Annotated in this window: 20 protein-coding genes; 9 read left to right on the top strand and 11 right to left on the bottom strand. The window is 61.9% G+C overall.

The window, feature by feature from the left end; all coding sequences use genetic code 11:
- Positions 1-219: 219 nt before the first annotated feature.
- Complete coding sequence (azoR, locus tag JK232_RS18650; protein WP_072929818.1) at positions 220-825, top strand: FMN-dependent NADH-azoreductase; 606 nt, start codon at positions 220-222, stop codon at positions 823-825.
- A 579-nt stretch (positions 826-1,404) separates the two neighbouring features.
- Here the strand turns inward: azoR and JK232_RS18645 are convergent.
- Genes JK232_RS18645 through JK232_RS18635 form a run of 3 tightly spaced genes read right to left on the bottom strand, consistent with a single transcriptional unit; the run spans position 1,405 to position 4,616 of the window.
- Complete coding sequence (locus JK232_RS18645; protein ID WP_212589568.1) at positions 1,405-1,755, bottom strand: YdbL family probable chaperone protein; 351 nt, start codon at positions 1,753-1,755, stop codon at positions 1,405-1,407.
- Between the two features lie 9 nt (positions 1,756-1,764).
- Positions 1,765-1,959 (bottom strand): YnbE family lipoprotein, encoded by a 195-nt coding sequence (locus tag JK232_RS18640; RefSeq protein ID WP_101828453.1) that lies wholly within the window; start codon positions 1,957-1,959, stop codon positions 1,765-1,767.
- Complete coding sequence (locus JK232_RS18635; protein WP_212589567.1) at positions 1,959-4,616, bottom strand: YdbH family protein; 2,658 nt, start codon at positions 4,614-4,616, stop codon at positions 1,959-1,961. The genes JK232_RS18640 and JK232_RS18635 overlap by 1 nt, the downstream gene beginning before the upstream one ends.
- Positions 4,617-4,797: 181 nt before the next feature.
- Here JK232_RS18635 and JK232_RS18630 point away from each other — a divergent pair, with 181 nt between their 5' ends.
- Positions 4,798-5,790 carry a 2-hydroxyacid dehydrogenase gene (locus JK232_RS18630; protein WP_072929826.1) on the top strand — a complete coding sequence of 331 codons (993 nt, stop codon included), beginning with the start codon at positions 4,798-4,800 and terminating at the stop codon, positions 5,788-5,790.
- A 19-nt stretch (positions 5,791-5,809) separates the two neighbouring features.
- Here JK232_RS18630 and JK232_RS18625 read toward each other — a convergent pair whose 3' ends face one another.
- Entirely contained in the window at positions 5,810-6,106 is a 297-nt protein-coding gene (locus JK232_RS18625; RefSeq protein ID WP_072929828.1) for a putative hemolysin, read from the bottom strand.
- 848 nt (positions 6,107-6,954) lie between these two features.
- Between JK232_RS18625 and ttcA the strand changes: the two genes are divergently transcribed.
- A complete protein-coding gene (gene ttcA / locus JK232_RS18620) occupies positions 6,955-7,890 on the top strand; it encodes a tRNA 2-thiocytidine(32) synthetase TtcA (protein WP_072929830.1) in 936 nt (311 codons plus the stop codon).
- 298 nt (positions 7,891-8,188) lie between these two features.
- Here ttcA and zntB read toward each other — a convergent pair whose 3' ends face one another.
- Positions 8,189-9,172 carry a zinc transporter ZntB gene (gene zntB, locus JK232_RS18615; RefSeq protein WP_072929832.1) on the bottom strand — a complete coding sequence of 328 codons (984 nt, stop codon included), beginning with the start codon at positions 9,170-9,172 and terminating at the stop codon, positions 8,189-8,191.
- Between the two features lie 137 nt (positions 9,173-9,309).
- A complete protein-coding gene (locus tag JK232_RS18610; protein WP_072929834.1) occupies positions 9,310-10,935 on the bottom strand; it encodes a peptide ABC transporter substrate-binding protein in 1,626 nt (541 codons plus the stop codon).
- Positions 10,936-11,140: 205 nt separating this feature from the next.
- Between JK232_RS18610 and mpaA the strand changes: the two genes are divergently transcribed.
- On the top strand, positions 11,141-11,845 hold the full coding sequence (mpaA, locus tag JK232_RS18605) for a murein tripeptide amidase MpaA (protein WP_212589566.1): 705 nt from the start codon (positions 11,141-11,143) through the stop codon (positions 11,843-11,845).
- Position 11,846: 1 nt separating this feature from the next.
- Here mpaA and ycjG read toward each other — a convergent pair whose 3' ends face one another.
- Positions 11,847-12,821 (bottom strand): L-Ala-D/L-Glu epimerase, encoded by a 975-nt coding sequence (ycjG, locus tag JK232_RS18600; RefSeq protein WP_072929839.1) that lies wholly within the window; start codon positions 12,819-12,821, stop codon positions 11,847-11,849.
- Between the two features lie 142 nt (positions 12,822-12,963).
- Between ycjG and tpx the strand changes: the two genes are divergently transcribed.
- Positions 12,964-13,467 (top strand): thiol peroxidase, encoded by a 504-nt coding sequence (tpx, locus tag JK232_RS18595; protein WP_072929840.1) that lies wholly within the window; start codon positions 12,964-12,966, stop codon positions 13,465-13,467.
- Between the two features lie 54 nt (positions 13,468-13,521).
- Here the strand turns inward: tpx and tyrR are convergent, their stop codons facing one another.
- Positions 13,522-15,090, bottom strand: coding sequence for a transcriptional regulator TyrR (gene tyrR / locus JK232_RS18590; protein WP_072929842.1), 1,569 nt, complete (start codon positions 15,088-15,090; stop codon positions 13,522-13,524).
- Between the two features lie 377 nt (positions 15,091-15,467).
- Here tyrR and JK232_RS18585 point away from each other — a divergent pair, with 377 nt between their 5' ends.
- The 3 genes from JK232_RS18585 to JK232_RS18575 all read left to right on the top strand — a co-directional run bounded on the left by JK232_RS18585 (position 15,468) and on the right by JK232_RS18575 (position 17,371).
- Positions 15,468-16,040, top strand: a complete 573-nt coding sequence (locus tag JK232_RS18585; RefSeq protein ID WP_072929844.1) for an LOG family protein — start codon at positions 15,468-15,470, stop codon at positions 16,038-16,040.
- Between the two features lie 80 nt (positions 16,041-16,120).
- Complete coding sequence (gene xthA, locus JK232_RS18580; RefSeq protein ID WP_101828446.1) at positions 16,121-16,927, top strand: exodeoxyribonuclease III; 807 nt, start codon at positions 16,121-16,123, stop codon at positions 16,925-16,927.
- A 45-nt stretch (positions 16,928-16,972) separates the two neighbouring features.
- On the top strand, positions 16,973-17,371 hold the full coding sequence (locus JK232_RS18575; RefSeq protein ID WP_101828445.1) for a pyrimidine (deoxy)nucleoside triphosphate diphosphatase: 399 nt from the start codon (positions 16,973-16,975) through the stop codon (positions 17,369-17,371).
- A gap of 15 nt (positions 17,372-17,386) precedes the next feature.
- Here the strand turns inward: JK232_RS18575 and JK232_RS18570 are convergent, their stop codons facing one another.
- The 3 genes from JK232_RS18570 to JK232_RS18560 form a co-directional block, all read right to left on the bottom strand.
- A complete protein-coding gene (locus JK232_RS18570) occupies positions 17,387-17,626 on the bottom strand; it encodes a DUF1496 domain-containing protein (protein ID WP_079205272.1) in 240 nt (79 codons plus the stop codon).
- Positions 17,627-17,703: 77 nt separating this feature from the next.
- Positions 17,704-19,632, bottom strand: a complete 1,929-nt coding sequence (locus JK232_RS18565; protein WP_072929852.1) for a DNA topoisomerase III — start codon at positions 19,630-19,632, stop codon at positions 17,704-17,706.
- A gap of 224 nt (positions 19,633-19,856) precedes the next feature.
- Complete coding sequence (locus tag JK232_RS18560) at positions 19,857-20,408, bottom strand: NAD(P)H nitroreductase (RefSeq protein WP_072929854.1); 552 nt, start codon at positions 20,406-20,408, stop codon at positions 19,857-19,859.
- A 172-nt stretch (positions 20,409-20,580) separates the two neighbouring features.
- Here JK232_RS18560 and sppA point away from each other — a divergent pair, with 172 nt between their 5' ends.
- Entirely contained in the window at positions 20,581-22,437 is a 1,857-nt protein-coding gene (gene sppA / locus JK232_RS18555; RefSeq protein ID WP_101857688.1) for a signal peptide peptidase SppA, read from the top strand.
- Positions 22,438-22,464 lie beyond the last annotated feature (27 nt).

Raw genomic sequence — 22,464 nt, 5'->3', positions numbered from 1 at the left:
GATTCTGAAAGAGTTCGGCTTTGGCGGGCCATACTGGTTTTTATGGTAGCACAGGCCGGGGCTGCTCCGGCACCCTTCGCACGGCCAGCGGTTCTGCTTGTTCAATAAAATCGAATAGAGTGCTCGAAATATTGCGCTTTTACTGTTGTGGCTTTGCCCCTACAGTAGCAACCATTCAACGGGCACACAGCCCTGACATGACGAACTAAGGAATGACCTATGAGTAAAGTTCTGGTACTGAAATCAAGCATCCTGGCGACCTATTCACAATCGAATCAACTGGCTGACTTCTTCACTGAAGAGTGGAAAGCAGCGCACGCGGCAGATGAAATCACTGTGCGTGACCTGGCTGCCAACCCGGTACCGGTACTGGACGGTGAGCTGGTCGGCGCGCTGCGCCCGTCCGACGCGCCGCTGACCCCGCGTCAGGAAGAGGCGCTGGCCCTCTCCAACGAATTGATTGAAGAACTGCAGGCGCATGACGTCATCGTTATGGCGGCACCGATGTACAATTTCAATATCTCCACCCAGCTGAAAAACTACTTTGACCTGATTGCCCGTGCCGGCGTCACCTTCCGTTACACCGAAAACGGCCCGGAAGGCCTGGTAAAAGGCAAACGTGCGGTGATCCTGACCACCCGCGGCGGCATCCACAAAGATACCCCGGCTGACCTGGTGAACCCGTACCTGACGCTGTTCCTGGGCTTCATCGGCATCACTGACATCGAGTTCGTGTTTGCGGAAGGCATGGGTTACGGCCCGGAAATGGCCAGCAAAGCGCAGGAAGAGGCGAAAGCCGCGATTAAGCAGGTTGTGGCCGCCTGATTCCGGTTGAGTTGATTACCCTCATTTTTTGCTCCTGATGTTTTGGGGTGAAGGTTTTGGGCGCATCCTTTAGAGGGTGCGCTTTTTTATTTGGGCCTGGAGACAATTCCGGTTGTCTGCCGGTGGAAGGTTTCGGTTGTCTGGCATCGCGTGTTGCCTGAGCCACTGCGCCTCAACCGAGCAGGGCCTGCCGGCGCGCCGGCCCTGCACCCGCGCGCTTCCGGTGCCCCGGCTGAATCATTGCCCGCTCCCGCGGGTTCCCTCACTCCGCCTCCGGGCTTTTCGGGCCGCCGCAGACACGCTCCCAGCGTGGCTGCGACTCTCGCACACATCCCTGTGTGCTCGCCCGGCCCTGCGGCTCCATTCGGCAATGATTTTTACGCCCCCACCTCTTCTGCAAATTTTTCGGTATGTAAGGAAAAAGTAGGGGGAAGTTTTTTTGGCGTCCTGCCCGCTCACCCGGCCCTGCGGCTCCACTCGGCAATGATTTTGACGCCCCCACCAGACTGCAAATCCTTGAGCAGGTAAGGGTTTAGCCGGGGGCGTTTATCAGTGAGAAAAATGAGGGGCGAGGCGGGATCAGGGGGTGGCCTGGCCTTTTTGCAGCCAGAGGCCGTTGATGCCGCGGACGTAGTCGCCGGGGCGGGCGCGAGCGACCAGCTTTTGGCCGGCCAGGCGGGCGACGTTGTCCAGCGGTACCTGGTTCTCTTCGGCAATCTCGCGGTAACGATCGCGGCGGGCCTGGTTAATCCGCTCGGCCAGCGCGGCGGCTTCCGGGTCGGGTTTCACCAGCGCCACATAACCGTCGAGCGTCTCGCCTAACCGGCCCTGCGTGCGAGCTTCATCCAGCGTCAGGGCGGAGGCGGAAGCGCAAAACCCCAGCGCGCTCAAGGCCAGCGCCAACCCGATAATGCCGTGTCGTCTCTTCATACAGGCTCCTCAGAACAGATCGCTTTGACTCTTCAGCAAATCTTCCACATCCTTATCAACCTTAATGTGAATCTCATGCTCAATTTTAACATTCATGTTAATCGTGATGGGCTGCGACGGCGTTGCCAGCTCAATACGCGGCACACAGCCGGCCAGCAGCAACAGGGGCAGCAGGCCGGTCAGCCTCGGGGCAGAAAAAAACATCATGGTTGCGTCCTCGCAGGTTTGGAGAGCCTCTCAGAGAGCCACTCCTGCACATTGTCGCCAAAGCGCAAACTGCGCCACAGCTGGAATACGTTCTCCTGATGGCGGTAATTCAGGATGATGTTGCGCCGCTGGGTCTCGGCCGGGCTGACGCCGTCAATCTTCGCCGCCAGCGTCAGTTCGCCCAGGTTGTCCAGGCTCACCTGCGCCGATGTCCGGCTGATCTCCAGATAACGCAGCCAGTCCACCACCAGCCGGTTGGTCAGGTTGCCTTCGGCCAGCGCTTTTGCCATCTCCGGGGCCAGCCGCAGCGTCAGCAGGCCGTGGTTGCGTACCCAGCCCTCCTTCACCAGCCAGTGCGGGTTATCCAGCCAGAGCGGCAACTCGCCGTCCACCTTGCCGGACATGGCAAACTGCTTCGGCTTCAGCGCGGTGAACACCTCACTCAGATCAACCTGATCCAGCTTCAGCACCGCCGCCTGATGCTGCGGCAACCGCAATGCCGACAAACTCACATGACCGCCCAGCATATCCACGCCGACGTTGCTGAGCGTCAGCGGCAGGTGCTCGCTGTAGGGATAATTGCCTTGCAGATCGGCCGTGATGTTCTTCATCGCCACCAGGTTGCTGAGCAGGCCGATGCGCAATGACACCGGCTGCTGCGCACCAAACTGCCAGCGATGGTTGTCCAGTCGGTAAGGCAGAATAAAATCCACCCCGCTGACCTCGCCATCCTTCAGCCAGGCACCGCCCTGCTGCACCACCCAGTGGCCGCCCGCCACCAGCCCCTGTTCGCGCGCGGCGGAGAAGGCTGTCTGGGCGCGGAACCGCCCGTCACGCAGCGTGATTTTCAGCGCCGGGTCCAGCAGCGACTGGAACGCCGTCAAGGGCTGATCCGGCCACCAGCCCTCACCGCGCAGCCGCTCGCCGTCCCAGCGGCCGCGCAGTGCGATAGGCCCGATAGGGTCTGCGGCCAGACTGCCGCGCCACAGGAATGCCGCCGGTGACGCGCCTTTAATCTGCAACGCCAGCGACGAAGGCGGCAGATAGCCGCCGCTGCCGAGCCCAATACGTTCGGCTGCCAGCGTCAGCCCGCCCTGGATGGCCTCAGGCGTGGGCGCGCGCGCCTCTGAGGGGCGCTGCCACACCAGCGGCTCGCTCAGCGTCAGCCGGGGCTTGTCCACGGTGACCAGCCCATAATGCAACTGGTTAAAGCCGGTGGAGAGCGAGGAGACCGTCAGCCGCGCGGCGTCCCAGCGCCCTTTGCCGGTCATGTCCCAACGGGCCTGGAGCGGCGGCAGTGTGCCGTTGCCCCAGAAGTTGTACTGCCAGTGGCCGCGGTCGGGCCAGAAATCCTGTGCTTTGCCGTTGAGGTGCAGTTTGACTGCGCCCCAGTAGCGGTCAGTCAGCCGCACAATCGCCTGCAACGGGCCGTTGATCCCGGCGGGCGACAGCGTCACCCCGGCCAGCGGCCAGCGGGCTTCCTCCAGCCGTTGCTTCGCCGTCAGGTTGCCCCACGCCCGCAACAGGGCGCCGCTGCGCAACGTGAGCGCCGGGCTGAGCAGCGGGCCGTGCAGCCACGCCGGGAGCGATGCGGTAAACGAGAGGCGGGCAGCGTTCGCCTGCCCGGTGAGCTGGAGGCGCAGGTCGCTCTCCGTCAGCCCGACGCTGCCCGGCCCGGCAGAGAGCACCACGTTGGCGCGGCCGTTGTGGCCTTGGGTGAGCATGTTCGCCCGCCCTTCCAGGGTGGCGCGGGTGAAATGGCTGTCCCAGTCGCGCAGGGTCAGCCGGAGGCCACCGGCCAGCGGCTGCGCCGCATAAGGCCAGCGCCAGGTGCCGTCATGGATGGTCAGCGCCGCCGGGGAGAGCTGCCAGGGCAGGCGCAACAGCGGCGCCGGCGCGTCTTGCGCGGCCACCTCCAGCGTGCCCTGCGCAGCCTGCCAGTTCAGCGTCACGGCCAGCGGGGCCGGTACGCCGGCCAGCGTCAGGTGGGCCTGCAAATCGCCCTGGTCCGGCAGGCTGCTGCCCGGTGCGACCGGCAGTGTCACGCGGCCGGCCAGCGTCAGCGGCGCCTCCATCCCGGCCAGGGTGACCGCGAAACGGGTGAGGGTCAGGTGTTGGTGGCGGTCGAGCGAGGCGTCCAGCGCCAGTTGCGGTGCGCCGTTTGCCGCGGTTTCACGGCTCAGGTAACGCAGGTGCTGGCCTGCCGCACCGCTGCTGAAGGTCAGCCGCCCGGCATAGGGCTGCCACGGGGCCAGGGTCAGGTGATTAATGGCGATTTCCAGCGGCGGCAACCGCTGCTGCCAGGCTGCCGGGGAGAACGGCGCGCCGCCCGGCGCACTGGCCGGGAGCTGGCTGAGGCAGGGGCTGTCCAGCGTCAGGCTGTCGGCCGTCAGCACCCAGCGGCCGTGGCGGTAATCAAGCCGGGCGGCGCTGCTGTCGGCCAGCCGGCACGTACCGGCGCGGAAGGTCATGGGCGGCAACCGCAGGCCGGTGCGGGTCAGCGCCAGGGGGCCGCCCAGCGTCAGATGGGTGCCTGCCGGGAGCCAGTGTTCCACCACGGCCGGCAGCCAGCGCGGCAGCGTCAGCCAGCCGGTGCCTAACACCAGCACCATGCCCGGCAGCCCTATCCCCAGCGCTTTCCATCCTTTTCTCATTACCTGTCCTGTTTTCCCCAAAAAACGCTGCAAGATACCATAATTAACGCTATTCATCCGCCGCCGCAGTGCACGCTGACCGCTGCCGGGGAAAAAACCTGTGGCGATACACCCTGTTACCGTGGTGATGGCCTCCGCCTTCTGTTACGTTGGACTCAGACTTTTCTACGGAGAACCGATTATGAAAATGGCGATATACAGTACCAAGCATTATGACCGTAAATATCTGGAACTGGTCAATCAGCGTTTTAATTTCGACATGGAGTTCTTCGATTTCCTGCTGACCCCCGCAACGGCCAAAAACGCCGTGGGCTGTGACGCGGTTTGCCTGTTTGTGAATGATGACGGCGGCCGCGAGGTGCTGGAAGAGTTTGCCGCGCTGGGGGTGAAAATTCTGGCGCTGCGCTGCGCGGGCTTTAACAACGTTGACCTGGACGCGGCCAAAGAGCTGGGCATTCAAGTGGTGCGGGTCCCGGCCTACTCCCCGGAAGCGGTGGCCGAGCACGCCGTGGGCCTGATGATGACGCTCAACCGCCGCATCCACCGCGCCTACCAGCGCACCCGTGATGCCAACTTTGCGCTCGATGGGCTTATCGGCTTTAACATGCATAACCGCACTGCCGGGGTGATCGGCACCGGCAAGATTGGCCTGGCGACGCTGCGCATCCTGAAAGGGTTCGGCATGAAGCTGCTGGCCTTTGACCCCTACCCGACACCGCAGGCACTGGAGCTGGGCGCAGAGTATGTTGACCTGAACACGCTTTATGCCCGGTCAGACGTGATTACCCTGCACTGCCCGCTGACCCCGGAGAACCATCACCTGCTGAATGCGCAGGCGTTCAGCAAGATGAAAGATGGGGTGATGATCATTAACACCAGCCGCGGCGGCCTGATTGACTCGACTGCCGCCATTGAGGCGCTGAAACAGCAGAAGATTGGCGCACTGGGCATGGATGTGTATGAGAATGAGCGCGGGCTGTTCTTTGAGGACAAATCCAACGACGTGATCCAGGATGATGTGTTCCGCCGCCTCTCCGCCTGCCATAACGTGCTGTTTACCGGCCACCAGGCTTTCCTGACGGAAGAAGCGCTGACCAGCATTGCCGAGGTGACGTTGCAGAACGTCTCCCAGCTTATCCATGGCCAGCCCTGCCCCAACCTGCTGACGGCCTGATGCCGCGCTGTCCGGCCGGTCAGCCGGCCGGGCACGCCCCGCGCATCAGCGCCCACTCCTCACACTGTTTGCCGTCCGGTAACTGGCACATGCCGATGGTGCTGCCGTCGAGTTGCCGTGCCAGCGTCAGCGTGCCGCCCACCAGCCCGCAGTTAGCCGACGCCGGGTTCGCCCGGTTCAGCGCATGTGACGGGTTGACGCTGGTCGCCTGCTGTACCGGTTCATCATACGAGAGATCATCATCATCGTTATGGCTGCTGCACGCAGCCAGTAAAAAAAGGCTGCCAGCAACCATTAACCCGGCGGTAAATTTCATTGGCCTGCTCCTGCGTGTCATGGGCATAAGGGAAAAGGAACGGGCGACGGCGTTAACAGCGGAGAGAGGGGCCTGCCCAGCGTTATTTTTAGCGTTAATTACCGGGCGAGTAAATATGGAAAGGGTCGCCGCCGCGGAATAATTAATGTCTTCTGATATATCGGCATCATTCATTACCGCCTTTATACCGCGCCTGGAAAAGAGTGTGCCGATGCAATATCCGCAAGATCAACCGGTTAGCGCAGCCTGTACTGCCGTAAGGAATGTCTGAAAAGGGGTGACAGCTATAGGGCGCTTTTTTCCGCGCAGGCTGCGCCAGCCGGGCATTGTCGTAACATTTTATTTCTGCTGACTAACCCTCTGCCGGCTTCCGGCACTTTTTGTTGTTGCGGTTATTATCGCGTTTTATATAGTTCACGGGCTAAGCAATTAGCATCCACTGTTTTTTCAGTTAATACTGACTGATTTTCTGCCGGCAAAACCAACCCTTTTGCCGGTTTTTTTTACGGTTTTATTGATGCGTTGTCACATTACTGCCCGGCAACACGACGCTTTCGCTTCTATATTTTCGCTGCCCCCGTCGGCCTGCTTTTTATCGGATGACATCCTGGCCCTGCCCGCCTGCGTGGCCTGAAACACGCCGCTTATTTTCAGGTGTGCACCGGTATCAGGATGCACACCAAAAGTATGTTGTAACTAATAAGCGGTAAGCGGGGAAATCACGGGCAATTTCCTGCCCCACAGCACAAAACCCGCTGGCATTCGTCGCCGCAATCCGTACCATACAGCGCATTACTGACAGCAGACTCCCGGCCCCCGCCCCCGTTCTGTGGGCGGGCGCGATAACGATGCAAGAGAAAGACGTGGTTACTCAAAAAAAACAATACGATCTGAATAAGCTACAGAAGCGGCTGCGCCGCAATGTCGGCCAGGCGATTGCGGACTTCAACATGATTGAGGAAGGTGACCGCATTATGGTGTGCCTGTCCGGCGGCAAAGACAGCTATACCATGCTGGACATCCTGCTGAACCTGAAGCAGAGCGCGCCCATCAACTTCTCCCTGGTGGCGGTGAACCTCGACCAGAAACAGCCCGGCTTCCCGGAGCATATTCTGCCGGCTTACCTTGAAGCGCTGGGCGTTGAGTATAAGATTGTTGAAGAAAATACCTACGGCATCGTCAAAGAGAAGATCCCGGAAGGCAAAACCACCTGCTCGCTCTGCTCCCGCCTGCGCCGCGGCATTCTCTACCGTACCGCCACCGAGCTGGGCTGCACGAAAATCGCGCTGGGCCACCACCGCGATGACATGATCCAGACGCTGTTCCTGAATATGTTCTACGGCGGCAAGCTGAAAGGGATGCCGCCGAAGCTGATGAGCGATGACGGCAAACATGTGGTGATCCGCCCCCTCGCCTACTGCCGCGAGAAAGACATCGAGCGCTTCTCGGAGGCCCGCGGCTTCCCGATTATTCCGTGCAACCTGTGTGGTTCCCAGCCGAACCTGCAACGTGCGGTGATCAAAGAGATGCTGCGCGATTGGGATAAAAAATACCCTGGGCGCATCGAAACCATGTTCAGTGCCATGCAGAATGTGGTGCCGTCCCACCTGGCGGACCACGCCCTGTTTGATTTCCGCGGCATCCGCCACGGCAGCGCAGTGGTGGACGGCGGTGATCTGGCGTTTGACCGCGAAGAGTTGCCGTTGCAGCCGGCAGGCTGGCAGCCGGATGAGGCGGATGAGCCGGTGATGGCGGAACGCCTGAACGTGCTGGAAATCAAATAACCGTCACGACTGCCTGTCAGAAAAGCGCACCCCGGTGCGCTTTTTTTATGCCTGCAGGCGGGCCTCCGCCGGAAAGCGTGGAAAAACGGCAAAAAAAAAGCCGGTCTGAAAGACCGGCAGGGTATGAATCAATTGTGCTATGCAGTAATTCTAAACGTAAGAAATAAGACAATATGGAGCGCAACGCCCATCGCTTGACGTTGCATTCACCTGCGGGAGGGATAATGCCCCTTTTTGCCCGGACAAATGTTGATTTCGCTCAATTTAGCCTGCATTTTCTGCCATCACACGCCAACGGCTACAGCCATTTGCGCCGTCTCAGCCACCAGGCCACGCCAATCACCAGCGCCATCAGCGACAGGCAGAAGGTCGCGAAGCCGTAGTGCCACTCCCCACCGGGAATGCCGCCGAGGTTGACGCCAAACAGGCCGGTCAGGAAGGTGGTGGGCAGGAACACCATCGCCAGTAGCGACATGGTATAGGTGCGGCGGTTCATCGCATCGGCCATCTGGCTGGCGATCTCATCCGTCAGCACCGCCGTGCGCGCAATGCTGGCGTCGAGGTCGTCCAGGCCGCGCCCGAGGCGGTCAGCAATCTCCTGCATCCGGCGGCGGTCATCCTCGCTCATCCACGGCAGCCGTTCGCTGGCCAGCCGGGTAAACACATCCCGCTGCGGGGCCATGTAGCGGCGCAGCACGATCAACTGTTTGCGTAACAGCGCCATCTGCCCGCGCTCCGGGATCTGCTGATCCAACAGCCCATCTTCCATATCGATGATTTTGTCATGCAGATCCTCAATAAACTCGCTGGCGTGCGCCGTCAGGGCGTCGCACAGCTCAATCAGCCAGGTGCCGCTGTTCACCGGGCCGCTGCCCTGTTGCAGGTCATTGAGTACGTCGTCAATCGAATAGACTTTGCGGTGCCGGGTGGTCACGATCAGTTTGTCGGTGATGTAGACGCGGATGGTCACCAGCTGATCGGGCCGGGAGTTGGCATTGAAATTGATGGTACGCAGGGTGATCAGCGTCCCGTCCCCCATCCGGCTGACGCGGGGGCGCATACTGTCCCCACCCAGCGCGTCACGCACGGCGTCCGGCAGCAGCGGCGTGGTGCTGAGCCACTCCCCGCTGGCCGGCAGCGTGTAATCAAGGTGGATCCAGCAGGGTTTCTCGCTGGTTACCTCACTGGCGGGGTCAATCGGGGTGGCACCGCCCTTGCCGTCCAGTTGGTAGGCATAGACTGCGTCGGAGATCTGAAGTTGCTTGCCGCTGATTACATCCACTCGTTCACCTGCATAAGAAAGCGTGCCGGGCGGCCACGTGCCGCCGGTTGTTGCCCCATTCTAGCGTTGGACGCTTGAGGATCAAGGTCATGGGCCGGTAAGAAACCTTACGGAATGTGACACGGCCCGGCACCGGGTCAGTGTTTGAGCAGATACAGGGTATGGCTGTAGGCCACATCCTCCGGGTTGGTTATCGGGTAGCCTTTTACCCAGGGCTTGATCAACCGGCCATTGGTGTATTGGTAGATCGGCGCAATCGGGGCCTGGTCGGCAATCACCTGCTCTGCGCGGTTGTAGTCGGCATTGCGGGCAGCGGCGTCTGTCTGGCGGCTGGCGGTGTCCAGCAGCCGGTCATAGGCCGGGTCGCTGAATTTGGCGATATTGCCGGTGTGCGCCGAGGTCAGCAGGCTCAGGAAGGTCGAGGCTTCATTGTAATCCCCGACCCAGGAGGCGCGCACCACATCGAAATCCCCGCTGTTGCGGCTGTCGATGTAGGCTTTCCACTCCTGGTTCACCAGTTTCACCTCCACGCCCAGCGTTTTCTTCCACATCGAGGCCACCGCAATAGCGATCTTCTGGTGGTTCTCCGAGCTGTTATAGAGCAACGAGAGGTGCAGCGGTTTGCCGGGGCCATAGCCTGCCGCCGCCAGCAGTGTTTTCGCCTGGGCATCGCGCTCCGCCTGGCTTAACTGCTGCCACGGGCTGGGGTCGGCATGAAAACCGGCGGTGACATCCGGGGTGAAATGCCAGGCCGGTTTCTCCCCGGTGCCGAGCACTTTCTCCGCGATGATGCGGCGATCGATGGCGTAAGAGAGTGCACGCCGCACGCGGGCATCATTGGTGGGCGCGCGGCGGGTGTTAAAGGCGTAGTAGTAGGTGCCGAGCTGGTCAGGGGTATAGACCTGCCCAGGAATGTCCTTCAGCAGCTTCCGGTACATGTTTTTCGGGAAAGACTCGGTGATGTCGATGTCGCCTGCCAGGTAACGTTTGGTGGCGCTGGACTCCTGATTAATCGGCACCAGCGTCACCTGGGTCAGCACCGTATGGGCGTGATCCCAGTAATGCGGGTTAGGCACCAGCACCAGTTTCTCATTCACCACCCGCTGTTGCAGGGTAAACGCGCCGTTCCCCACCAGATTGCCGACTTTTGTCCAGTCATCCCCATATTTTTCTACCGTGGCCTGGTGCACCGGGAACAGGCTGAAATTCGCCAGCAGGCTGATAAAGTACGGCACCGGTTTTGTCAGGCGGAGCGTCAGCGTATGCGCGTCCACCGCCGTTACCCCCAGCTTCCCGGGCGGCAATTTTCCGGCGATGATCGCATCAGCATTTTCCAGCCCGGCCAGCCCGGCAAACCAGGCCGAGGGCGAATGGTTGGCCGGGTCCACCAGCCGCCGCCAGCTGTAGACGAAATCCTGTGCTGTTACCGGGTCGCCGTTTGACCAGCGCGCCTCTTTGCGCAGGGTGAGCGTCCAGTGCTGGTTGTCCTGGGTTTCCCAGCGTACCGCCACCCCAGGGGTAACCTTGCCCTGCGCATCCTGATTCACCAGCCCCTCGAACAGATCCCGCGCCACCTGCGCTTCCGGCAGGCCTACGGCTTTAATCGGGTCAAGCGAGGCCGGTTCATCCTTGATATGGCGCACGATCTCCTGTTTTTCAGCCAGCGCCGTGCCCGGCGGCACCACCGCGGCACCGGCACCGGGCAGCCATGCCACCAACAGGGCAGCAGCGCTGAGGCGAAAGCGAATGTGACAAGTTGGCATCAATTTTTACCCCGCTTAATTGTTTGATTTATTTGCATTGACTGTTGTATCACTCCTTTTTCCCTGACAGAACCAAAATCCCCCGGCCGCTGTCACGAAAACGCAACTTTTCTGTGGGGGACCGCCGCGCAGGCATAAGAAAAAACTGTTACCGGCACACAAACAGGCGTAAATAGGAAAGACACGCTTTCTGGAGAATAACAGCATGACCTCATTACGTTTACGCAGTGAACGCGGGCCGCTGACGTTGCCCGGCGTGGAGTATGGGCGTTCTGCCCTGGGCGCGCCGCTGCTCTGGTTTCCGGCCAGCTACAGCACGCCGGAGACCGGCCTGATCCTGGCCGGCACCCACGGGGACGAAACCGCGGCGGTGATTGCGCTGTCGTGCGCGTTGCGCTCGCTGCTGCCGGAGCAGCAGCGCCACCATGTGATCCTGGCGGCCAACCCGGACGGCTGCCAGCTGGGGTTACGCGCCAATGCCAACGGGGTGGATCTGAACCGCAATTTCGCGACGCTGAACTGGAAACCGGGGGAGACGCATTACCGCTGGAACAGTTATGCCGACGCGCGCGATGTGGTGCTGAGCAGCGGCAGCGCGCCGGGGTCTGAACCCGAGACGCAGGCGCTCTGCGCGCTGATTGATGAGCTGGCCCCGCGCTGGGTGGTGTCATTGCATGAGCCGCTGGCCTGCATTGAAGACCCGGACAGCACCGCGCTGGCGGAGTGGCTCTCCCACGCCTTTGACCTGCCGATGGTGGCGAGCGTCGGCTACCCGACCCCCGGCTCCTTCGGCAGCTGGTGCAGTGAGCGCTCCCTGCCCTGCATCACGGTGGAGTTGCCGCCGGTCTCAGCCGATGAGGCCAGCGAGCGTTACCTCCCGGCGCTGATTGGGCTGTTGCGCCACGACTGACTCAGGGGGCGCTGAGGTCGATGCTGCCGCAGTGAAAGGTCAGGCGCGGTTCGGCGTCGGTGGCCAGCCAGGTCGGCCCGTCGAGATCCACAAACCGCGCGCCAGCGGCCAGCGGCAGCGCCGCCCGGATGGCGCGTGAGGTGCAGAGCATACAGCCGAGCATCACCTCCAGCCCCTGTGCGCGCGCAGCAGACGCCAGCGCCAGCGCGGCGGTCAGGCCGCCGGTTTTATCCAGCTTGATATTGACCATCTGGTAACGCCCCGCCAGCGCCGGGAGATCCTCCACGGTATGGCAGCTCTCATCAGCACAGATCGGCAACGGGTGAATGAAGTGCGCCAGGGCGCTGTCTTTCCCGGCGGGCAGCGGCTGTTCCAGCATCAGCACGCCCAAATCGGCCAGCAACTGGCAGCGGGCCGCCAGCCCCTCGGGCTGCCAGGCTTCGTTGGCATCCACGATCAGCGAAAGCTTGGGCACGGCAGCGCGGATCGCCACCAGCCGCTCGGCAATCAGGTGGTCGTCGAGCTTTATTTTCAACAGCGTCGCCCCACACTCCTGCAACGCCCGCGCCGCGCCGGCCATCTCCTCCGGCGACCCAAGGCTGACCGTTTGCGCCATGCTCACCACCGGCAGCGGCGCAATGCCGGTGCGTTGCCAGAGGCTCTCGCCCTGCCGGGCGCACTCCAGGCTCCAGAGCGCGGAATCGAGCGCGTTCCGGGCTGCGCCCGGCGGCAGCAACTGCTGGAGCGCCTGCCGGTCTGCGCCGCGCTCTATCTCCGGCACCACGGCCGCAATCTGCGCGATCACCGAGGCCACGCTTTCGCCATAATGCGGATAGGGCGTGCACTCCCCGACCCCGTGCCATCCTTGTTGCTCAATCTCTACCACCACCACCTGCGCCTCGTTACGGCTGCCGCGGGCGATCACAAAGGCCGTGTGCAGCGGCCAGGTTTCAGGATAATAACGCAGGGTTCTCATAGCGGCTCCGTTCACAACGTCTTGTTTTAAGTATGGATAACAAAACAGGATAGACAATTAATTAGAAAAGTTTATATACCCAATATCCAGGTGATGGCATACACTGAGGGCCGGTGTTAAATACTTGTAAAAGGATGGCAGCATGACACAAACAGTACATTTTCAGGGCAACCCGGTTCCCGTCTCCGGCACCCTGCCGCAGCCGGGTGAGCAGGCCAGCAGCTTTACGCTGGTCGCCAAGGATCTGTCCGATGTGGCACTGAGCAACTTTGCCGGCAAGCGCAAAGTGCTGAATATTTTCCCAAGCATTGATACCGGTGTGTGCGCGGCCTCAGTGCGTAAATTCAACCAGCTGGCCAGCAGCTTCGATAATACCGTGGTGCTGTGTATTTCGTCCGATCTGCCGTTTGCCCAATCCCGTTTCTGTGGTGCGGAGGGGCTGGGCAATGTGGTGACCCTCTCTACCCTGCGCGGTGAGAGCTTCAAGCAGGCCTATGGCGTGGACATCACCGAAGGCCCGCTGGGCGGCCTGACGGCGCGTGCCGTCGTGGTGCTGGATGAAGATGACCGCGTGATCTACAGCCAGCTGGTGGATGAAATCACCACTGAGCCGAACTATGAGCAAGTGCTGTCGATGCTGCGTTAAGCCGCAGCCGGCATGAAAAAAAAGACAGAAGGGAAACCTTCTGTCTTTTTTTATTTACTCGTCGGCAGCGCCGGGCTTTTTGCCGCTCAGCCCATACTCACGCAGCTTGTTGGCAATGGCGGTATGGGAGACGCCGAGCCGTTTCGCCAGCTTGCGGGTGCTGGGGTAAGAGCGGTAGAGCCGGGTCAGCACCGAGCGTTCAAAACGCTTGCTGATGTCATCCAGCGAGCCGTTCAGCGCCTCTTCCGTCATCGCCAGGTCGGTTTCAAACTCCGGCAGCGCGATGTCCTGCGGCCGCAGCTCATGGCCCTCCAGCTGGGTCAGCGCACGGTAGATCGCATTTTTCAGCTGGCGCACGTTGCCCGGCCAGCCGTAGTGCGTCAGGAAGCTGGCCAGCCCGGCAGCCATTTTCGGCCGCGCCACGCCCTGCTCATCGGCAAAGCGCGCCACAAACAGCTCCGTCAGCGGCATGATGTCCGCCGGGCGCTCACGCAGCGGCGGCAGGGTCAGGGTCAGCACATTCAGCCGGTAGTAGAGGTCTTCACGGAACGCGCCGCGCTGCACCAGCTCCACCAGGTTTTTCTGGGTGGCGCAGATCACGCGCACATCCACATGCACCTCATGCTCCTCGCCCACCCGGCGGAAGGTGCCGTCATTCAAAAAGCGCAGCAGTTTGATCTGCATACGCGGGGACATCTCGCCGATTTCGTCCAGCAGCACCGTGCCGCCGTTCGCCTGCTCAAAAAAGCCCTTTTTGCCTTCCAGCGCATTCGGGTAAGCCCCGGCGGCGTAGCCGAACAGCTCACTCTCCACCACGTCATCCGGCAGCGAGGCGCAGTTAAGGCCGAGGAACGGCTGTTTGCCGCGCGGGCTGCGCAGGTGGCAGGCACGGGCCAGCAGATCTTTGCCGGTACCGGTGTCACCGATGATCAGCAGCGGCGCATCGAGCATGGCCAGTTTGCGCGCCTGGTCGAGCACCTGGCGCATCTTCGGGCTGACCGCCACGATATGGCCGAACTCGCTGTCATCATTGACGGCCAGATCCTGCAACTGACGCCCCATGCGCACGGTGGATTTCAGCATCACCACTGCGCCGACCGCGGCATTGTGGCGGTTTTCGTCATCCAGGTAGATAGGCGTGATATCCAGCAGGAAATCCTGGTTACGGATCACCACCCGCTCCGCCTGCGGCTGGGCGCGCTCCTGCTCCAGCCAGCGGCTGAAGTTGAAGCCGCCAATCAGGCTGCCGGCGGTATGGTTGCGGATTTTATCCTCCTCCAGCCCGAACAGCGCCAGCGCCGCCGGGTTGGCCTGCTCCACTTTGCCGCGCATGTCGATGGAGAACACCGGTTCCGGCATCGACTCCAGCAGCGCACGCAGGGCGCGGTGTTCGCGCTCGGACGGCAGGTAAGACACGGTACGCACATCCGTAACCCCGGCAATCCGGCGGATTTCCGCCATCAGGGCGCGGAAGGTATCAAAATCGAGCTGGGCAAAATTGAGGTAGATACGCCCAATCGGCGCAATCTCAATGCCCTGTAAATCGATGCTGCGCAACACCAGCAGGTCGAGCAGCTCCCTGGTCAGGCCCAGGCGATCTTCACAAAAGACTTCCAAACGCATCAGTTAACCTTTCAGCAGGTTGCGGATCACTTTGCGCATCATACTCCTTCACCCTGACAGGAAAAAGTTATCTGTCACAAAAAGTTGACACAATTTACGACTTTTCTCGATAAATCACTCCGGCTGACCATTTTTTCACTATTTCAGGCGGCCAATTGACCATTATGCCCTATGAAACAGGGTGCTATGGCAGGCCGGGCGCAGAGTCTGCGCGGTCAGCCAGGCTTTCCAACTGTCACGCAGGGCATACGCTGCGCGACCCAGCCGACAATTCCTGACAAAAGGGGGCGGCAGCCGGCCGGAAAGCAGATAAGATATTTCTGCCTTGTTACATAAATGATAACGAGAAGTAGCCTTCTTTTGTGTGAGGAGTCGGTATGCATCAAACAATTTGTGTGTTTTGCGGGGCCAGTGACGGGGTAAGCCCGGCCTATGCCCACTATGCCCGCGCACTGGGCCACCTGCTGGCCCTGCAAAAGCGCCGGCTGGTGTATGGCGGCGGGAAAAAGGGGCTGATGGGGGTGCTGGCCGATGCCGTGCTGGAAGCCGGCGGCCAGGTGACCGGCATCATCCCGCAGCGGCTGGTGGAAGCGGAAACCGCGCACCGCGGACTGACCCAGCTGGAAGTGGTGCCGGACATGCACGCCCGCAAAGCGCGGATGGCGGCGCTGGCGGATGGCTTTATCGCCCTGCCCGGCGGCATCGGCACGCTGGAGGAGCTGTTTGAAATCTGGACCTGGGGGCAGATTGGCTACCACGCCAAACCGGTGGGGCTGCTGGACGTCAACGGGTTTTACCGGCCTCTGAACCAGTTGCTGCTGCACATGGCGCAACAGGGGTTTGTGCGCCATGACTACCTGCAAACGCTGCACCTGAGCGAATCCCCGGAGGTGCTGTTGCGCCACCTGGATGCGTACCAGCCGAAAAACCACGATCGCTGGGCGACCTGATGCCGGGCGGCACGGCGGGTGATCATCGCCCGCCAATCTGCTACCATTCGGCCACTTTTTGATACCAGACGACAGCGACTATGAAGTTTATCTCTTTCAACATCAACGGGCTGCGCGCCCGCCCGCACCAGCTTGAAGCCCTTATCCAACAACACCAGCCGGATGTGATTGGCCTCCAGGAAACCAAAGTCCATGACGATATGTTCCCGCTGGATGAGGTGAGCCGCCACGGTTACCACGTGTTTTACCACGGCCAGAAAGGCCACTACGGCGTGGCGCTGCTGACGCGTGAGGCCCCGCTGGCGGTGCGCCGCGGCTTCCCGACCGATGATGAAGAGGCGCAGCGCCGCATTATCATGGCGGATTTCCAGACCAGCAAAGGCGTGCTGACGGTGATCAACGGTTACTTCCCGCAGGGCGAAAGCCGCGACCACCCGACCAAATTCCCGGCCAAAGAGAAATTCTACCGCGACCTGCAAAGCTACCTGGAGCAGCAGCTGACGCGTGAAAACCCGGTGCTGGTGATGGGTGACATGAACATCAGCCCCACCGATCTGGACATCGGCATCGGCGAAGAGAGCCGCAAACGCTGGCTGCGCACCGGCAAGTGCTCCTTCCTGCCGGAAGAGCGCGAATGGCTGGGCCGTCTGCACGGCTGGGGGCTGGTGGACACCTTCCGTGCCGCCAACCCGGAGGTGAACGATCGCTTCTCCTGGTTCGACTACCGCTCACGCGGCTTTGACGAAAACCGCGGCCTGCGCATCGACCTGGTGATGGCCAACGCGCCGCTGGCTGCGTGCTGCACCGACACCGGCATCGATTATGAGATCCGTGCGATGGAAAAACCCTCCGACCACGCGCCGGTCTGGGCCACCTTTGACCTCTGATCCTGCCTGCTGCCCCGCCGGTGCGGGGCTTTCCCGGAGAGCACCATGACGCCGATTGATGTGGTAGCCGCGATCATTGAACGTGACGGCACCATTTTGCTGGCACAGCGGGATGACTCGCGCGATCAGGCCGGGCTGTGGGAGTTCCCCGGCGGCAAGGTGGAAGCCGGTGAAAGCCAGCCGCAGGCGCTGGCGCGTGAGCTGGCAGAAGAGCTGGGTATTGTGGCCGACATCGGCGGCTTCGTCGCGAGCCAGAGCTGGCAGAGTGGTGAGCGGCTGATCCGGCTGCACGCCTGGCGCGTGCCGCAGTTTTGCGGCGAGCTGCGCCCGACCTGCCACCAGGCGCTGGTGTGGGTGACACCGGAGGCCGCCGCCGGTTACGCCCTGCCGCCGGCGGACCTGCCGCTGCTGGCCGCCTACCGGGCGCAACGCGGCATGAAATGACTCAGGCGCGGGGGGCTATTTCACCCGCAGCCAGATCAGGTCATTGGTGCCGACCACCTGCGGGTCACGGGTGCACTGCAGGGTGCCGCCGTCCACTTTCAGCAACGCCCCTTCCGAGTAGTTCTCATTCTGGTAAATGCAGCAGCGGCGGCATGGCGGCGCAGTATCGCGGCCTGCCCCGCTCCAGCCATCCAACGAAACCATCGCGTCCACATTGCCGCCGCTGGGCTGGGTCTCCGGCACCGGCTCATGCATCCGGTGGGCCTGAACCGGCAGGGCCAACGCGGCACTGACGGCGATACAGAAGGCAAGAGACTGCCGGCTGAGGTTTTTCATGATCTCTCCTTGGGTTTGGCGGGCTTGGCCGCCCGCCGCTTACGGGCCTTCCCGGCGGACGGTGCCGGTGACAGGCCGCGAAACGCCGGTGATGCCCCATTCTGTTTGGCCTGCTGGATCAATGCGTGCAAGGTCGATTCCAGCGGCTGCATAAACTCCTGGTAACGGCAGCTCTTCTCACTGATTTTGGTCAGCGTCGCTTCCCAGTTGGCCGTCATGTCCGGCCGCGCGGCGATGTCCGGCAGCGAGTGGATCAGCGCCCGCCCGGTCTCGGTGGCGTGGATGTTACGCCCCTTCTTGACCAGGAACGCCCGCTTGAACAGCAATTCAATGATGCCGGCGCGGGTGGCTTCGGTGCCCAGCCCGTCGGTGGCGCGCAGGATTTTCTTGAGGCTTTTGTCCTGCACGAAACGTGCGATGCCGGTCATGGCTGAAAGCAGGGTCGCGTCAGTGAACGGCCGCGGCGGCTGGGTCTGGCGTTCGACCACCTCACCCCGTTCGCACAGCAAACTGTCCCCTTTCGCCACTACCGGCAACGGCGCGCCCTCGTTCTCATCGTCACGCTCTTTCGCCCCCAGCAGCGCCCGCCAGCCCGCCTCGGCCAGGAAACGCGCCTTGGCGATAAAGTTGCCGCCGGCAATCTCCAGCTCAATCACGCATTTGCGGTAGACCGCATCGGCGCAGAACTGCATCAGGTACTGGCGCGCCACCAGGCTGTAAACCCGGCTCTCATCCTGGCTCAGCGACACGGCGCTGCTGCGCGCGGTCGGGATGATGGCGTGGTGGGCATCCACCTTTTTGTCATCCCAGCAGCGGTTGCGGCGGTTGCTGTCCACTGCCGGCTGCGGCAGCAGATCCGCCGCATGCACGCCAATCGCTTTCAACACCGCCTGACGGCCGGAGAAGTGCTCCTCAGGCAGGTATCGGCAATCTGAGCGCGGATACGTAATCAATTTGTGCGTTTCATACAATCGCTGGCAGGCATCCAGCACATTCTGGGCGCTCATGCCGAAGCGGCGTGCCGCCTCAATCTGCAACGTGGAGAGCGAAAACGGCAGCGGCGCAGTTTCGGCTTCGCGTTTGTCGCTGTAACCGGTGACGTTGGCCGGCTGGCCGCCGATGCGTTTCACCACATGCTCCGCCAGCGGCCGGTGCAGCAGCCGCCCCTCTTCGTCCTGATAGGGCTCGCAGGCGTCACTGGGTTGCCACAGGGCGGTGAAGCGCTCGTCGGCCGGGGTCACCACATGGGCTTTCACCTCGAAGAAATCTTTCGGCACGAAGTGCTCAATCTCTTCATCACGCCGCACCACCAGCCCCAGCACCGGTGTCTGCACCCGGCCCACTGACAGCACGCCGTCATAACCGGCATTGCGCCCCAGCAGCGTATAGGCGCGGGTCATGTTGATGCCGTAAAGCCAGTCGGCCCGCGAGCGCGCCAGCGCCGAGACGCAGAGCGGCACGAACTCCTGGTTGTCACGCAGCCGCTCCACTGCCCGCGTTACCGCCTGCGGGTTGAGGTCGTTGATCAGGCAGCGGCGCACCGCGCGGCGTTTGTCCGGGGCCAGCGCCAGATAGTCGAGCACCTCATCCACCAGCAATTGCCCCTCGCGGTCCGGGTCACCGGCGTGGATCACTTCATCCGCCTGTTTCAGCAGCCCTTTGATCACATTGAGCTGCTTGCTTACCGACGGGCGCGGCTGCAACAGCCACTTTTGCGGGATGATCGGCAAATCCGCCAGCGACCAGCGCGCGTAGCGGCCGTCATAGGCATCCGGCTGCGCCTGCTCCAGCAGGTGGCCGACGCACCAGGTCACTACCTGATCGTTACCGCAGGCAATATAGCCGTCACCGCGGCGGTGCGGTTTCGGCAGGACATCAGCAATGGCGCGCGCCAGGCTGGGTTTTTCAGCAATAAACAGCCGCATCAGGCACCTGCGACTCGGCAGGACGCCGCCTTCAACGGCAGGCTCAGGGCAGACAGGGTCATTGAAGCTCCTTCAGGATCGGTCACTTGGCCGTTATGGTAACGGCTGTCAGGCGGGTTGGTAAGGGGCAAGCCGGAAGCACGGGACAGGTCGCTCATTTCGCCAGCGGAAACCCCTGCTTATCAGAGGTTTTACCGCCGGCGGCAGGGCCAGGACGGGCAGGATCAGAAATAGCTGACGAACAGGCTGCTGTCCGGCGCGACGACCTGGGTCGCTGATTTCAGCTGCGGGGTGCCGAGATAAAGGAACCCGACGATTTCATCTTCCTCTTCACAGCCAAAGGCCGCGCGCACGCCCTCATCTTCCGTCCACGGGCCGGAGCGCCAGATGCCGTTGAAGCCCTGCGCCAGTGCGGCCATCTGCATCGCCTGCACCGCACAGCCGGCAGAAACCACCTGTTCCCATTTCGGCACTTTCTGGCTCTCTTTGCAGTGGGCCACCACCGTGATGATCATCGGCGCGCGGAACGGCGCCTGGGTAGCCTTCTCAATCCCTTTCTCATCCAGGTTTTCCGCCACGGCGGCAGCGCGCAGTACCTGGCTGAAGCGGCTCAGCCCCTCATTTTCCACAATCACAAAACGCCAGGGTTGCAGTGCCCCGTGGTCCGGCGCACGCAGCCCGGCTTTGATGATATTTTCCAGCACCTCACCGGCCGGGGCCGGGGCCGCCAGACGGGACGCCGAGCGGCGGTTCAACAGCAGATCTAAAGCATCCATGGGTTTCTCCTGATAACCATTTGCAGGGGTGTCACGTTAACATAGGTTATAAGCGTGTTGCCACCGGTCACCGGTTCGCTGCACCCCTGCAACAGGAAGAGATGATTTAAAGCTGACTTTTCTCCGGCGGGTCATTAGGATAGCAACACTTTTTCCCCTTTTTGGAGTTCCCATGCGCACATTGTGGCGAATTATCGCCGGTTTGTTCCGGTGGACCTGGCGCCTGCTCAATTTTATCCGGGAATGTATTCTGAACCTGTTCCTGATCCTGCTGATCGTGGTCGCAGTGGGCATCTACTTCCAGCTCCAGCCGAAACCGGCAGAGACCGCCGCCAAAGGCGCGCTGCTGGTTGACCTCAGCGGCACGGTGGTGGACAAGCCGTCCGTGAACAACAAGCTGCGCCAGTGGGGGCGCGAACTGCTCGGTTCAAACAGCAGCCGTTTGCAGGAGAACTCGCTGTTTGACCTGGTGGAGACGCTGCGCCGCGCCAAAAGTGACCCCAACATCACCGGCATCGTGCTGTCGCTGAATGATTTCACCGGCACCGACCAGACCTCACTGAACTACATCGGCAAAGCGTTGCAGGAGTTCCGTGACGCCGGGAAGCCGATCTACGCCGTGGGCGACAGCTACAACCAGATCCAGTACTACCTGGCGAGCTACGCCACCAAAATTTTCCTCTCGCCGCAAGGCACGGTGGATCTGCACGGCTTTGCCACCAACACGCTCTACTATAAGACGCTGCTGGAGAAGCTGAAGGTCTCTACCCATATCTTCCGCGTCGGCACCTATAAGTCTGCCGTGGAACCGATGATCCGCGATGATATGTCCCCTGCCGCGCGCGAGGCGGACAGCCGCTGGGTCGGCGGGCTGTGGCAGAACTACCTGAGCACCGTGGCCGCCAACCGCCGCCTGACGCCGGAACAGCTGTTCCCCGGCGCACCAGGGGTGTTGCAGGGGTTGCAGGCCGTGAACGGTGACACCGCCGAATACGCGCTGAAAAACAAACTGGTGGATGCACTGGCCTCACGCCCGCAGGTGGAAGCGGAGCTGAGCAAGGCGTTCGGCTGGAACAAGCAGGACAACGATTTCAACTCCGTCAGCATCTATGACTACGAACCGGCCGCCAAACCCACCAACCAGAACCCGCAGATTGCGGTGATCTTCGCCAACGGTGCCATCATTGACGGCCCGGAAGAGCCGGGTTCGGTCGGCGGTGACACCACGGCAGCGCAGATCCGCCAGGCGCGCCTCGATCCGAAGATCAAAGCCGTGGTGCTGCGGGTGAACAGCCCCGGCGGCAGCGTCAGCGCCTCTGAGGTGATCCGCGAGGAGCTGGCCGCCGTACGCGCAGCCGGCAAACCGGTGGTGGTATCGATGGGCGGCATGGCAGCCTCCGGCGGTTACTGGATCTCCACCCCGGCCAACTACATTGTGGCAAGCCCCAGCACCCTGACCGGCTCCATCGGCATCTTCGGCGTGGTGAATACTTATGAGAACTCGTTGGACAGCATCGGCGTGCACACCGACGGCGTGGCGACCTCCCCGCTGGCCGATCTGGCGGTGACCAAGGCGCTGCCGCCGGAGTTCGCGCAGATGATGCAGCTGAACATTGAGAACGGTTACCGCACCTTCCTGGGCCTGGTGGCGCAGTCACGCCACAAAACCCCGGAGCAGATTGACCAGATAGCCCAGGGCCATGTCTGGCTCGGCCTGGATGCCAAAAACAACGGGCTGGTGGACGAGCTGGGTGATTTCGATGACGCGGTGAAGAAAGCGGCGGAGCTGGCGAAACTGCCGGCCTGGCAGCTTAACTGGTTTGTGGAAGACCCCAGCGTCAGCGATCTGCTGTTCTCCCAGATGAGTGCCTCGGTGCAGGCGGCGTTGCCGCAGGCGTTGCAGGCATGGGTGCCCGCCCCGCTGACCCGGCTGGCCGAGTCGATGAAAGATCAGCCGGGCCTGTTCGGCACCCTGAACGACCCGCAAAACCGCTATGCGCTCTGCCTGACCTGCGGTGAGGTGAAATAGCGGCGTTTTCCTGCTGCATAAGCCCGG

It is taken from the genome of Nissabacter archeti (genome assembly GCF_018257325.1).
Taxonomy (GTDB): domain Bacteria; phylum Pseudomonadota; class Gammaproteobacteria; order Enterobacterales; family Enterobacteriaceae; genus Chimaeribacter; species Chimaeribacter arupi.
This window is presented reverse-complemented; position numbering and strand designations above follow the sequence as displayed.